This window comes from bacterium (genome assembly GCA_029210965.1).
Classification (GTDB): domain Bacteria; phylum BMS3Abin14; class BMS3Abin14; order BMS3Abin14; family BMS3Abin14; genus JALHUC01.
The window spans coordinates 57,214-71,028 of the sequence record JARGFZ010000005.1; the positions used below are offsets into that span (position 1 = coordinate 57,214).

Here is a 13,815-nt window from a genome sequence, read left to right on the forward strand (position 1 = left end):
TATCAGAAAATGAAATTCAGTTTGCCCATAACTGCAGAATCTGCTGAAAAATCATTGAGCCCGAACCCGACCGCCACGCCGAAGTTCAGGGAGGAACCCAAATCAAAAGTGGCGCCAGCGGCAAAAATATCATTGACCAGGGACTGGTCCATGATCTCCAGGGTGAACTCCGTGGTGTCCGAATAGGGGATCCCCACACCCACTACATAGATCATCTGGTTATCTGCATCCCCCCCCGGCATGAGATATTCCACGTTGAGGATGCCCCGGACACCCTTCATATCCAGTTCCGCGGCGCCGAAAATAGCGACGTCCGACTCCTCCGAGCTGAGGGGATAATCAGCCATGGGCAGTTTGATGCGAAGGCCCACAGCGGTGCCGGGATAATCCGCGTCCTCTTCCAGAAGCGCGTATTTCGCGGCCAGATAGAGGTCACCTGTGCCGGTGTCGTCGACGCCTCCGCCGTAGTCGACGCTCTTGTAGACTTCAAAGGCTGCTGCGATCTCAACTTTCGAACTGGCGCCGAAGGTGACAGTCACCGGTACGCTGGTTATGTCACGGTTGTCATCACTGAGAATAAGTGCGGAACCTCCCACAGCCAGAGCACCCGCCGGGATAACCGTTCCGCCTGTGGCCATGAACAGGCCGTCGAGCCCGTACAGGTTGGTCTTCAGCGGAGCTGCCATAGCCGATCCGGCGCCCACGGCAAGAACCGCTGCCATTACCGAAATGCACAAATAAACCCTCACCTTGCCCATATGTTCCTCCTTTTTATAATGTCACTCCATAATTGATGACAGAATACAGCAGTTTGAAATTATGGGAAAGGGAGTTCTGATGTCAAACTCGAAATTCACTCACCTAAAAAACGCCGGCGAATTTCGAGTCTATAACAAAACCTTTAGAATCTGGTTAGTGTTGGATTATTCAGATCCAGGGTATTTCAGTTTACAGATTTTAAAATAACCACCCGTAGCTTCAACAATGGGACGGCTATTTTAAAATAAAAAGTCCCGATCGCCGGCAGGGTTAAGGAGGGGAGAAAGGGTTTGCCGCTGCCGGCGACCGGGGATGAGAAAGGAGCCTTCACTTCCCTTATTAGCAACCACCGTGCCAACTCAGAAAACAACGCATAAGTGTTTGATTTTATAATTGAATTTAATAAAACTACTGATTTATATCCCAGGCATAACCGTGCAGATAATGCACGTAATCTGTCTCGTTTCAAACGGCTGCGCATATTTTACGCTGCGTAACCCTGCGATGGTTACTTGTGATTTTCTCTGCGGCCCTCTGCGTTAAAGCTTTAGATGATTTATATGTAAATCGGGATTTACCCGGGATAGCTTCGCATGGTATCGGCTCGCGATGACAAACATGACTGAATTCCAAGCGTATCTATTCACCTGGACACGTAGATACTTAGACACTTGGATACCGCACTTTCCTCTGCGTTCCTTGGCGTACTCTGCGGTTAAAAAGACGTCGCCCTTTATAGTAATCGTGCTTGCCCCAGGTTTCGGGAATTTACCCTGCGATGCGGCCTTCAGGTGGCCGAGCTGCCTACCCAGCGGTTAAGCTTCCATCGGTTTTAATGCTGGATTTTAGGTCCTTGCTTGGGACCAAAAAAAAGGGCCTCCCGAAGGAGGCCCTTTTGCGATCTTTACTGCTTGTTCAGCTCTAAAGGATCCTAGAACTTGAACTCAATGCGGTGCCACATTTCGGTCCAATCACCTATGGGAGCGTCGCCTTCGGTGTAGCTGCCGTATTTGGCCGCATAGCTGACGTTGTCGGCGAGCTTGTACTTCAGCCCTACGTCAAACTCTGTACCAAGGTCGTCGCCGACATCGTTCTCGGTCATCAGGAGCGCAGCGGCGTTGAGGCTCAGCTTGTCGTTTACGCTGTAGCCAAAGGTCAGCCAGAGGGCGGTGGCGTCTGCCAATACGCTGTTGATGTTGTCACCGTAGATGGCCACTGGCGACCAGTCGCTGCCGTCGTAGGCGGCACTATAATCATCACTGGAGGCAAAGTAGTTGACGCCAAGCTCAAAACCTACCAAGTCATCGAGAGCAAGCTCGAGGAGCATAAAGTTACCATCGAGGTCGCCGCCGTTAGCGCCGTACTCAAAGGCCACGCCCACGGGCCCGACGGGAACGGCAAGATCAAGACCGGTGTAGCTGTTTTCGGGAACGGTGACATCGTTCATCTCGGAGTAGCTGACCACATCCAGCTTGGTGAATGGTCCGGCCTCCTTGGCGCTGAGTTTAAGATACAGCGTGTCATCCTCGTCCTCGCCACCATCAACGGCCTTCATAAGGGCACCGCTTATGGAAACGGCGTCCATGCTGTAGGTCACCTGGATTTGTCTCTCGCCTGCACTGTCGGTACCGATAGCGCGGCCAAAGGCAAGACCGTACTCACCGATCTTGACCTTGAGATTATCCATAGCGGACCACTCAACGTAGTAGTTGTCAACAATGTTGCTGACGTTAGCATTAACGTGGCTGTTGCCCGCAAAGTCAGGCGTGTCGGCGATCTCCAGGCCAACAAAACCCTTAACGCCGCCCTGTATCATGGTAATGGAGACATCAAGGTCATCATCGAAAAAGTCGTTCTTGACATCGTTATAATCCCTTGACTCGCCGTCGAACTGATACCTACCGGTGAAGCCGATGGATCCCTCGGGGGAGTCATCATCACCGATGTGGATGGCCATGGCCGGAACGGTGAAAACAAGAGCAAGGGCCAGAGCCAGCAGAATGATTGAAAGTTTCTTCATTTTTCCCTCCTTAAATTTCTTAAGGGTTTGTTGTTAAAGTTTGTTAAAAAGTCAATTCGATTGCAACCAAAATTATTCCGGGTAATACCTGGTACCTAGGGTATGATTCTGCGGATATCCCCTCCTTTCTTTTGGTTTCCTTTCTCTATAACTGAAACCGGGCGTCCACACCAAAAGGCGGATCCCGCGTGGGAACCTGGACTTTTCCCTACCCGGTGGACACTTATCGCATCTTGATTTCGTGAGAAGTTAGCACTACACCTCATCCCTTGTCAAGCCGATTTTGTCGGTTTTTCCGTTATTCCCCAAGGGTTAAGGGGCGAGCGGGGGTCCCTCGGGGAGGTCGTATCTGCCATGCAGTATACAACCAGACCCTACTGTTTGCAAGAGGTTTGCGTGGGTAGAATGCTATTTTATTATCAGGTTCTACCCCTCGGCCAGAACTGTCTGACAACCACAATAACTGTTTTAAATCAAGTGGTTAAGGTTGTCAGACCAGAACTAACCTTATTTAAAAATGTGGGTGGCGGGGTTTGGGGATCCAACCGCCCAGTTTAAAGTGGCACTTGCCGGTGTTCGGTAGAAATTGTTTGAGGTTTGAGGTTTGAGGAAAATAGTCCTACGCCCTACGTCCAATGTCCAATGCCTGCCCCTGGCTTGAACAGGGGTCCAATGTCCTACCGTATCATCATTCTCTCTCCGATTCTTCCCTTCCCCGTTTTGTCCCGCAGGCACATCCCTCGCCCTGTCCCCGTGCTTGCCACGCCGTAGCTTCAGCAAAGGCGGGTCCCCGCGTCTCCGTGTCTCCCTGTCCAGCGACTTTCCCAACTTCTTCCCCGACACCCCGTTACCCCGACACCCCGTTACAGATGCCTGCCCATTGAGGCCGCGTTCAGTCCGCTGCCCCATAGCGCCCGCTGCCCCGACGGTAGTCGAGGATCCTGTAGGAGGTCCCCTCCCCCATAGCGAGAGTGCCGGGAGGCATGATCTCCACGATGGGTGTAACGGTGAGGTAGGATCGGATGGTGCTGGTAAGACGGTGAGCGAGTTCAGATGAAGGTGTGCGGACCCCGTCTTTGACCTCCACCTTGATGAGCAGCCGGTCCAGCCCCCGGAGGGAGTCCAGGAGGACATGGAAGGGCCCCAGTTCGGGCATCTGATGGATCACGTCCTGGATCCTGGAAGGATAGATAATAAAGCCGCCGATGGAAAGGGCGCCGTCCGACCTTCCAAAAATGCGGCGGACTCTCGGGTGGGTGCGTCCGCACATGCAGCGGTCCCAGGTGACACGGGACATGTCGTGACTCCTGAAGCGGATGACCGCGGTGGCCTCGGCCGACAGCCAGGTCCACACAAGCTCCCCCTGGTTCCCCTCGGCAACAGGTTCCCCCGTTTCCTGGTCCACACACTCCAACAGAAAATCGTCGGCCCAGGAGTGCATGCCCCTCTCCACCCGGCACTGGCAGGCCATGCCCGGACCCAGGAACTCGTTCATGCCGTACTCGCCAAAGGCGTTGAGTCCAAGCAGCTCTCCGAGGCGTTCCTTCATCTGGGTGCCTGTGGGTTCGGCACCGAAAAGACCCACCCGCAGCTGGGACTCCTTGGCCAGATCGATCCCCCGTTCGTGGGCCCTCATCCCGAGGTAGAAAGCGTAGGAGGGCATCATGGTGAGTCCGGTGACCCCGAGATCCAGGATGAGGTCGATCTGCCGATCAGTACTGCCTATGCTGGCCGGGATACTGGTCATTCCGGCGGTCATGGCCCCGTAGTGGAACCCGAAGCCTCCGGTGGACATGCCGAACCGGAAGGCGTTCTGCACAATATCCCCGGACCTCAATCCCGCCATCCAGAGGATCCGGGCGCACCGCTCCCCCCACCTCTCGATATCCTTTTCAGTAGCGAATATTGGGAATATGTGGCGCGTAAGAGTGGTGGAGGCGTGGAACTCACGGACCATGGAATAAGGGGCCATGAGGTGCCCATGGGGGTAGGCTTCCTGCAGAACGCGCTTGTCCACGAAGGGCAGGTGCCTCACATCGGCCAGGGTCTGGATGTCTCCGGGGCTGACCCCCGCTTTACGGTACAGATCCCGGTAGAAGGGGCAGTTGTGGTAAGCGCGGTCCACCAGGTCCCGCAGCAGGCGGGCCTGGATCTCCTCGAGCCTCTCACGGGGCATGGTTTCTATTTCCTGGTTCCAGTAGGTACCGTCGGGCATAAGGAAGTTTCCAGTTTATAAATTATAGTTTACAGGTGACGGTTAAGGATCAGGGCTATCCAACTGCCTGATACAGGAAGCCAGTCTCTTGGCCAGAAACAGCTTCACGGGAGTTGATTATACAGTATCAGGTATACCGGTGGAACGGGATATCGGTGAAGGTGTGAAAAAAACCGCTCGACACTAAGACGCGGGGACGCGGGGGAGAGCGGACGCGGGGACGCGGTGACACGGAGATAGATCTGCCAGGTGCGAGGAACTTCTTGGTGCCAGGTCGTTACACGTTCCAGGTTCTCACCTCGATACGTTGATACATAGATACGTAGACACAGCCTTACCCGGAATGACCCGTCTTCGTCCTTGGGCGTCGCCTATAGCTGTGCCCTCACAAGTCGGACTTCGCCGTGGCAGGCGGAGTACCTACTCCTTATCCCAGTTATCCCCTTCATCCCTTTTAAAAAGGGCAGTGCAAAGTGTAATGTGCAGCGTGTAGAGTAAGGACCTTGGACCTTGGACTTTGGACGTTGGACTCATAGAATTAGCCCTTCTGGGCTAATTCTATGAGCACCCCTCCTGTGCTCTTCGGATGCAGGAACGCAACCAGCGTCCCGTGGGCACCGTGCCTCGGTACCTTATCCACCAGCTCAACTCCAGCCGCCTCGAGCCTTTTGAGCTCCGCCCGGATGTCGTAGACCTCGAAGCACAGGTGGTGGATCCCCCCTCCCTTTTTCTCCAGGAATTTGGCCATGGCGCTGTCCTCTTTGACCGGCTGGACCAGCTCCACGCTGCCGGTTTCCATGGGCAGGAAGCCCACCTTCACCCCGAAACCGGGAACGTCGTCAACGCTCTCGACCTCAAAACCGAGGTTCCGATAGACCTCGATGGAGGCTTCAAGGTCTTCTACCGCTATGCCGATGTGGTCTAATTTGGGCTTTTTCATAAACACCTCGCACATGACACGGGGACATCACGCCTCTGGCGTGACAGGCTTCAGGCCCGGGGATACGGAGAAAAATTTTTTCAGCGTCGCTCCGTTCCCCTTGACTAAGGTTTTCTCAATGCCCTCACTGACCTCTGTGGTAAAAAAGCATCGCCTAACCGTGCCTTCGTTCAGATTGAGACCTCCCTCCGCCAGTCTCCGTGCCTCCGTGGTAAAAATAACCGCTTACATGGAAACCGGGATCGCTTCACATGGGTTATGGTTCGCGATGACAAGCACTGTTGGATTCCGGATCCTCGTTTTCCGTCGTCGTCCTTCGATTCAACTCAGGACTATGCCGCGACAAGCTACTCGGCCCGGAAGGACGGAGGAGTGTTTGGGGTTTTCCTTATCCCCTTTACTCCCTTCATCCCTGTTAAACTCGCCTTTATGTTTTGCTTTTGAATGTTGATAGAGTCGCAAAAAATCCAATCCGGGACTTTTTGCGAAGTCATCAATGTTGAACGCTTGCCACTACCGCACCTCAGGTTCCAAGTTCCATGTTACAGGTTTCGGGTTTCAGATATTACCTCGACACCTAGATACGTAGATACCTAGTTACAGCCTTATCTCTCCTTTTCCCCTTGTCCCCTCTTCTCCTTTTCCTGTGATTCACTGCGGCCGATGGATTCCAAAAACACGCCGCAATGAATCAGAAACCTCCCCCAGGGTCGCATAGGCACTCACTGATTCCCGGATAAGGGGCATCAGGTTGGAATGACCTTTGGCCCCGTCTTCCAGGGCTTTTAACCTGGCATCCACCTCCGCCTGGTTCCGGCGGCTCCGCACAGCCCGGACCCTCTCCACCTGGGATTTTTCCAGCTCCGGGTCCACCTTGAGAAGCTCACCGGCGAACCCCTCTTCCTTCACAGTAAAGGCGTTGACTCCTACCACGATCTGGTCCCCTGATTCTATCTCCATCTGGTACCGGTAGGCCGCCTCCTCGATCTCCCTGGCCTGGAAACCGGCATCAATAGCCTTCACCGCGCCGCCCAACTGGTCGATGCGTTCAATGTACTGTCCGGCCTGAGCCTCGATGGAGCCGGTCAAGGCTTCAATGGCGTAGGAACCTGCAAGGGGGTCGATGGTGCTGGCGACACCGCTTTCACTGGCGATGATCTGCTGTGTCCTGAGGGCGATTCGCACCGAGTCCTCGGTGGGGAGTGCCAGGGCCTCGTCCCTGGAGTTGGTGTGCAGGGATTGGGTCCCGCCCAGGACAGCGGCCAGGGCCTGGATGGCCACCCGGACCACGTTGTTCTCCGGCTGCTGGGCGGTGAGGGAACAGCCTGCCGTCTGGGTGTGAAACCGGAGCATCCACGAATTGGGGTTCTTCGCGGCAAACCGGTCCCGCATGATGCCGGCCCACAGGCGCCGGGCCGCCCGAAACTTGGCCACCTCCTCCAGAAAATCGTTGTGCACGTTGAAGAAAAAGGACAGCCGTGAGGCAAAAAGATCAACATCAAGACCGCTTTCAATGGCTGCCTGGACGTAGGCGATGCCGTCGGCAAGGGTAAAAGCAACCTCCTGGGCTGCCGTGCTGCCCGCCTCCCTCATATGATAACCGCTTATACTGATCGTATTGAACTGGGGCATCTGGTCTATGCAGTAGGCGAAGATATCGGTGATGATCCTCATGGATGGGGCGGGAGGAAAGATGTAGGTACCCCGGGCGATGTATTCCTTGAGGACGTCGTTCTGGATGGTTCCCCTGAGCTTTGCCGACGCCACCCCCTGCTTCGCCCCAACCTCCGCATAAAAGGATAGAAGGGTCGAAGCCGTTGAATTGATCGTCATGGAGGTACTGACTTTGTCGAGGGGGATCTGGTCAAAGAGGGTCTCAACATCGTCAAGGGAATCGATGGCCACACCCACCCGGCCCACCTCTCCCTCCGCCATAGGGTGGTCCGAGTCGTACCCCATCTGGGTAGGAAGATCAAAAGCCACGGAAAGCCCCGTCTGGCCCTGGTCAAGGAGGTATCTGTAACGCAGGTTCGACTCCTGGGCCGTCCCGAAACCGGCGTACTGGCGCATGGTCCAGAACTGACCCCGGTACATGCTTGGACGCACACCCCTTGTGAAAGGAAATTCCCCCGGGAACCCGAGATCTGTCGTGTAATCGAGGTCCTGAACGTCCGCCGGAGTGTAGAGGGGTTTGACCTCCTGCCCGGAGATCGTGGTGAAGATATCTTTCCGCTCGGGCCTTTTTTCGACGGCGGGACGGTAGGTTTCTGATTCCCAGAGTTCCAACTGCTTTTTCATGTCTTTACTCATAATTAAGAACCTCAAATATTATATATTCTCCCCTCCCTTGAGGGGAGGGGATCAAGGGGAGGGTGAGTCGGCATTTCGCATGATATCCTCAATCACATCTTCGGTTTCATTTAATGCCTGATTGTTCCAGTACCTTAAGACGATGCAACCCTCTTCCTTGAGCCATGAATCTCGCACTCTATCATTTTCATCGCCCAGATGCTGCCCACCATCCAATTCAATGATGAGTTTCTTATCCAGACATACTAAAGTCCACAATATATTTTCCAATAGGATGTTGTCTTCGGAACTTCAGACCCAACATCTGACGTGATCGTATGCGTGACCAAAGACATTGTTCGGCATCGGTCAAGTTTTTGCGAAGGGTTCTTGATCTTGGTGTTTTGTGGGTTGTTATAGTTCACCCCCACCTCAATCCTCCTCCCTCAAGCCGTCTTCGCATCAAGCTACGCCGTGCCAGGCAGGGGGAGGAAGAATACTGAAAGTGTTTTATTTTATGCCCCACCTCGGCTTGTCCCGCCATAGCTTTAGCGACGGCGGATCTTCCCCCCTCGGTAAACACTTTCCCCCTCACCCCTGCCCTCTCCCCCCAGGGGAGAGGGAGAGTAAGGAAATGGACTACTGGGAGGGGAAGAAGAATTGGGAACATGTCTGATTTATTTCCCCTTCGACAAACTCAGGGTCCTCGCAATGACCGGTCTTCGCTTTCAGCCTCCCTTTTCGCCTTTGGCTTCACCGCGACAAGTCGCCGTGGCAGGTAAGTGCGACTGGATTCCGGCTCACGGCGTCCGGCCGTGTCCGGAATGACGGAAGTATTGTTAACCGCTTTTTCCCCGGACTAAAGGTTACTTTGCGGCCCTTTGCGGTGCGGCCTTTTGGTGGCCGCTCTGCGGAACTCTGCGTTAAAGCTTTTATCGTATGTCGAGGATTGCCGAGGGGCGATAATCCCGCCATCAGCGGGACAGATGATGTGCTATTGGCAGCCGTTTTCACGCTACTCCACCACCACCAGGAGCGCTCCCGATTCAACCGTCGCCCCTTCTTCAACTCCGATCTTTTTAATCAAACCCGCCTTTGGCGATTTGATCTCGTTCTCCATCTTCATGGCCTCGACCACGATAAGACCTTGCCCTTGCTCGACCTCGTCCCCCTCTCCCACCAGGATCTTGACGATCTTGCCGGGCATGGAGGATTTGATCTCCTGGACCCCTTCAACGCCCATAGCTGCACTCTTTTTAAGGAGCGCTTTCCGTTCATCGAAAAGTTCAAAATCAAAGTGTTCCCCTTCGATGAGCACCTTGTGGACATCTTTGTCGCTATGGATGTCTACCTGGTAGGAACGGCCATCTATCAGGATGGACAACAGATCACTCTGGGTCCACCGGAGGTCCACCACGTGCTCCCTGTCGCCGATAGTGACTGTGGTGCTGCCCTCTTTGTCTTTACCTATGCTGACCGGGCTCTGCTCTCCCTCAATAATCGCTATGTAAGCCATCTGGACCTCCTGCCGGCCATCTTCCAAAGATCCGTTGCGCCGCCCCCCTGCCCCTCGGGAGCTGCCGTTTCCCTTTTTCGCCTGGCGGTCTGCAGTGCAGCCGCGACGATGGCCACATCCCTTAGTTCTTTATTCTCCGCATCGGCCTCCAGTACAAAGGCATCCCCGATGAAACCGGTGGTGATGTTCCCGTCGAGAAACGCCTTATTTTCCATTACCTTCAGATGGAACGGAATGGTGGTCTTGATCCCTTTTACAATATATTCAGCCAGAGCCCGTTTCATGCGGTTCACAGCCTCCGTCCGATCCCTCCCCCAGGTGCACAGCTTGGAGATCATGGGGTCGTAAAAGAGCGGGACCTCGTACCCGGCATAGACTCCCGAGTCGTCCCTGACTCCGGGGCCGCTGGGAACTCTCAGGGCGAGGATCTTCCCGGGGGAGGGCAGGAAGTTGTTATAGGGATCCTCCGCGTAGATCCTGCACTCGAGGGCCCAGCCGTTCATCTTCACCTCATCCTGGGTGATCGAAAGCTTCTCACCGGAGGCGATCCGGAACATCTCCTTGGCAATATCCACACCGGTGATCATCTCTGTTACCGGGTGTTCCACCTGCAGGCGTGTATTCATCTCGAGGAAGAAAAAGTTCTTGTGCCGGTCCACAAGGAACTCCACCGTTCCCGCGCTCCAGTAACCGGCTGCTCTGGCCGCATCCACCGCCGCCTTGCCCATGCGTTCCCTGAGCTCTTGGTCAAGAGCCATGGAAGGGGCCTCCTCGATGACCTTCTGATGGCGACGCTGGATGGAGCACTCACGTTCAAAGAGGTGGACCACGTTGCCGTGACGATCAGCGAGGACCTGAAACTCAATATGCCGGGGATCCTCGACATACTTCTCGATATACACGGCATCGTCACCAAAGGAGGATCGGGCCTCAGAGCGAGCCGCCCGGATGGATCCCTCGATCTCCTTCTCTTCGTTTACGACCCGCATGCCTTTACCACCGCCGCCCGCTGCCGCCTTGATCATCACCGGCAGCCCGATCTCAAGAGCTCTCCTGGCCAGCTCAGCGTCATCCTCGATGAGCTCGGTGCCGGGCACTACAGGTACCCCGGCCTCCATCATCGTCTTGCGGGCTATCGTTTTGTGCCCCATCATCTCGATGGCGGCCGGCGAAGGACCGATAAAGATGATCCCGTTGGCGTTGCACATCTTGGCAAAGGCCGGATTCTCCGCCAGAAAACCGTATCCCGGGTGTATTGCGTCCACCCCGGCGACTTTCGCCACATCGATGATGCGATCCATCACCAGGTAGCTTTCGGCCGAAGGGGGCGGGCCGACACAGTAGGCCTCGTCGGCGCACCTGACATGAAGGGCATCGCGGTCGGCCTCCGAGTAAATGGCAACGGAGGGGATCCCCAACTCCTTGCAGGCCCGGATGAGCCTTACAGCGATCTCACCGCGATTTGCTATGAGTACTTTCTTAAACATCGTTTTTTCCCTCGTCTGATCTCGTTGAAAAAACTTTCTTTAGAAATCTGGATGTTTCCCTGCCAGATTTCTAAAGCGGAATATTCCCATGTTTACGGGGCGGATTCTCATCCCTCTTCGACAGGCACATCTCCAGAACCTTGATGAGCCGGGGTCTTGTCTTCTGGGGCAAGATCACCTCGTCGATGTACCCCAGCTCCGCCGCCTTGTAGGGGTTGGCGAAGGTTTCTTTGAAGTGGTCCACAAGTTCCGTCTTTCGGGCCACCGGATCGGCTGATTCTTTGAGCTCGTTCCTGAAGATGATATTCACCGCGCCATCCGGTCCCATGACGGCGATCTCCGCGGTGGGATAAGCGAAGTTAAAATCGGCCCTGATGTGCTTGGAGTTCATGACGCAATAGGCGCCACCGTAAGCCTTCCGGGTAATGACGGTGAGCTTGGGAACGGTGGCCTCGCAAAAGGCATAAAGAAGCTTGGCGCCATGGGTGATGATCCCTCCGTATTCCTGGTCCACCCCCGGGAGGAACCCGGGGACGTCCTCGAAAACCACAAGGGGGATGTTGAACGCGTCGCAGAATCTGACGAACCTGGCCGCCTTGATGGAGGCGTTGATATCCAGAACCCCCGCGAGGTTCGCCGGCTGATTGGCCACAACTCCCACCGAATGCCCGTTCAGACGTATAAAGCCGATGACAATGTTCCCGGCATAGTGTTCCTGGATCTCGAAGAAGTAGTTGTCGTCGGCCACTGTGGTGATGATCTCTTTGATGTCGTAAGGTTTGTTGGAGTTGTCAGGGACGATGTCATTCAGGGACTCATCCTCCCTCAGGGGATCATCCTCCGTGGGAACGAAGGGCGGATCCTCGGCGTTGTTCTGGGGAGCGAAGGACAGGAGCTCCCGAACCATTCCGAGGGCTTCCTTCTCATCTTCTGCGGCCAGGTGGCACACACCGCTCTTCGAGGCGTGGGTCTCGGCGCCGCCCAATTCCTCCTTGGTAACCTCCTCGTGGGTCACCGCCTTGATCACCTCCGGTCCGGTAATGAACATGTAGCTCGTGTTCTTCACCATGATGATGAAGTCTGTGATGGCCGGGCTGTAAACCGCCCCTCCCGCGCATGGTCCCATAATGAGGGAGATCTGCGGAACCACCCCGGAGGCGAGGGTGTTGCGAAGGAAGATATCTGCGTAACCCCCAAGGCTGACGACCCCTTCCTGGATCCTCGCCCCGCCCGAATCGTTGAAACCGATCACAGGGCAGCCGTACTTCATGGCCAGGTCCATGATCTTGACCACTTTCTCCGCGTAGGCGCCGGAGAGGGACCCGCCGAAAACGGTAAAGTCCTGGGCGAAGACGAACACCTTGCGGCCGTTGACCTTCCCGTACCCCGTAATGACACCGTCACCCGGGATCTTCTGCTTCTCCATCCCGAAATCGTTGCAGCGGTGAGTCACGAACTTGTCCATCTCCACGAAGCTGCCCTCATCGAGAAAAAGGTTGACCCTCTCCCTGGCGGTAAGTTTACCGGCTTCGTGCTGCTTGGCTATGCGGGTTTCACCACCGCCAAGCTCGGCCTGGGCATCCTTCTCTTTAAGCAGTTCGAACTTCTTTTCAAGGGACATGACCTATCCTCCGGTTAATATCTTTTATTGTCCTGGAACTGGGATTGAGCGAAAAACACAGTATACAAATTAAACCTCCGCTGGACAATAACCAGCGAAAATTTAATCACGTATCAGGTATGAAGCTTCAAGAGGTGGAACTCATAAAGAGATCTGGTTCAAGCTCCAGGTTCCCGGTCCTGGCTACATGATGAAGTGGTAATTGTACATGACGCTCAGCACAGTGGTCGTAGCGTCACCCACATTCAGGTATTTAACTCCGCCCGACTCCACATCGATGTCCCAGGCATGAACACGCAGCCCGAAATCCACACTGTGCCCCGGGGTGATATAGTAATCAAACCCTCCGCCTAAAAAAGAGAGGTGCCGGTAAAGGAGTCTGTGAAAAGGTCATAGTCCATGGTGTGACTGCCCAGACCCACAACCAGGTAGGGTGACAGTCCACTCCCTGTGCCAAAGGCGAACTCGGCGCCTATGTCAAAACGGGAATATAAGAAGTCGTCACCGAAGGGGTCCTCATGACCGCTGAAGCCGAGGACAAAATCCAGGGCAAAGGTCGGCTGAAAATAGTACCCGAAGTTGAAGGTCAGCCCCTGACCCGATTCAATGTCGCTGAAATCCTTGCCCAGATCAACCGTATTAATCCCGCCACCCACATACCATTGTCCTGCCTGGGCCGGTACTGCGGCAAGCAGAGTAAAAGCCAGGAGCAGAACGGCCAACAGGATCGTTCCAACTTTCAGCGCTTTCATTTTATCCCCCTTTGAAATAGGCCAAAAATTCTTGTCTGCGAATTATAGCAGAAGAAGGCAGGAAAAATCAGTGCCAAGTTCCAGGTTCCTGGTTTTTGGTTCCTGGATTGTTCCAGGCACCTGAACCAGGTACCAGGCACCGGTTTTCGATGACATACATCGCGGATTTCCAAGGGGCGATAATCCCGTGATCTGCGGGGCAGGTTGTCGCACTTG

Annotated in this window: 10 protein-coding genes and 1 pseudogene; all 11 read right to left on the reverse strand. The window is 54.9% G+C overall.

Features of this window, described 5'->3' with window-relative positions; translation table 11 throughout:
• Positions 1-2 precede the first annotated feature (2 nt).
• Positions 3-758, reverse strand: coding sequence for a hypothetical protein (locus tag P1S59_03675; GenBank protein ID MDF1525356.1), 756 nt, complete (start codon positions 756-758; stop codon positions 3-5).
• Positions 759-1,690: 932 nt separating this feature from the next.
• Positions 1,691-2,779 (reverse strand): hypothetical protein, encoded by a 1,089-nt coding sequence (locus P1S59_03680; GenBank protein MDF1525357.1) that lies wholly within the window; start codon positions 2,777-2,779, stop codon positions 1,691-1,693.
• An 892-nt stretch (positions 2,780-3,671) separates the two neighbouring features.
• On the reverse strand, positions 3,672-4,994 hold the full coding sequence (locus P1S59_03685; protein ID MDF1525358.1) for an AMP-binding protein: 1,323 nt from the start codon (positions 4,992-4,994) through the stop codon (positions 3,672-3,674).
• A 538-nt stretch (positions 4,995-5,532) separates the two neighbouring features.
• The gene (gene mce / locus P1S59_03690) at positions 5,533-5,934 is read right to left on the reverse strand and encodes a methylmalonyl-CoA epimerase (protein MDF1525359.1); all 402 of its coding nucleotides are present in this window, start codon (positions 5,932-5,934) and stop codon (positions 5,533-5,535) included.
• Between the two features lie 651 nt (positions 5,935-6,585).
• Positions 6,586-8,244, reverse strand: coding sequence for a methylmalonyl-CoA mutase family protein (locus P1S59_03695; GenBank protein MDF1525360.1), 1,659 nt, complete (start codon positions 8,242-8,244; stop codon positions 6,586-6,588).
• Positions 8,245-8,295: 51 nt separating this feature from the next.
• A pseudogene (locus P1S59_03700) lies at positions 8,296-8,641 on the reverse strand (DUF559 domain-containing protein).
• Positions 8,642-9,238: 597 nt separating this feature from the next.
• Complete coding sequence (locus P1S59_03705; protein MDF1525361.1) at positions 9,239-9,739, reverse strand: biotin/lipoyl-binding protein; 501 nt, start codon at positions 9,737-9,739, stop codon at positions 9,239-9,241.
• A complete protein-coding gene (gene accC, locus P1S59_03710; protein MDF1525362.1) occupies positions 9,727-11,226 on the reverse strand; it encodes an acetyl-CoA carboxylase biotin carboxylase subunit in 1,500 nt (499 codons plus the stop codon). The genes P1S59_03705 and accC overlap by 13 nt, the downstream gene beginning before the upstream one ends.
• A 70-nt stretch (positions 11,227-11,296) precedes the next feature.
• Positions 11,297-12,847: an acyl-CoA carboxylase subunit beta gene (locus P1S59_03715; GenBank protein MDF1525363.1), complete on the reverse strand. Its 1,551-nt coding sequence runs from the start codon at positions 12,845-12,847 to the stop codon at positions 11,297-11,299.
• Between the two features lie 183 nt (positions 12,848-13,030).
• Positions 13,031-13,159, reverse strand: a complete 129-nt coding sequence (locus tag P1S59_03720) for a hypothetical protein (GenBank protein MDF1525364.1) — start codon at positions 13,157-13,159, stop codon at positions 13,031-13,033.
• Positions 13,160-13,197: 38 nt separating this feature from the next.
• Positions 13,198-13,599, reverse strand: coding sequence for an outer membrane beta-barrel protein (locus tag P1S59_03725; GenBank protein MDF1525365.1), 402 nt, complete (start codon positions 13,597-13,599; stop codon positions 13,198-13,200).
• Positions 13,600-13,815 lie beyond the last annotated feature (216 nt).

What these genes read in the sequence shown, in the direction of transcription:
- P1S59_03675 (MDF1525356.1), bottom strand. Translation starts at nt 758, where the DNA reads ATGGGCAAGGTGAGGGTTTATTTGTGCATTTCGGTAATGGCAGCGGTT.
- P1S59_03680 (MDF1525357.1), bottom strand. Translation starts at nt 2,779, where the DNA reads ATGAAGAAACTTTCAATCATTCTGCTGGCTCTGGCCCTTGCTCTTGTT.
- P1S59_03685 (MDF1525358.1), bottom strand. Translation starts at nt 4,994, where the DNA reads ATGCCCGACGGTACCTACTGGAACCAGGAAATAGAAACCATGCCCCGT.
- mce (MDF1525359.1), bottom strand. Translation starts at nt 5,934, where the DNA reads ATGAAAAAGCCCAAATTAGACCACATCGGCATAGCGGTAGAAGACCTT.
- P1S59_03695 (MDF1525360.1), bottom strand. Translation starts at nt 8,244, where the DNA reads ATGAGTAAAGACATGAAAAAGCAGTTGGAACTCTGGGAATCAGAAACC.
- P1S59_03705 (MDF1525361.1), bottom strand. Translation starts at nt 9,739, where the DNA reads ATGGCTTACATAGCGATTATTGAGGGAGAGCAGAGCCCGGTCAGCATA.
- accC (MDF1525362.1), bottom strand. Translation starts at nt 11,226, where the DNA reads ATGTTTAAGAAAGTACTCATAGCAAATCGCGGTGAGATCGCTGTAAGG.
- P1S59_03715 (MDF1525363.1), bottom strand. Translation starts at nt 12,847, where the DNA reads ATGTCCCTTGAAAAGAAGTTCGAACTGCTTAAAGAGAAGGATGCCCAG.
- P1S59_03725 (MDF1525365.1), bottom strand. Translation starts at nt 13,599, where the DNA reads ATGAAAGCGCTGAAAGTTGGAACGATCCTGTTGGCCGTTCTGCTCCTG.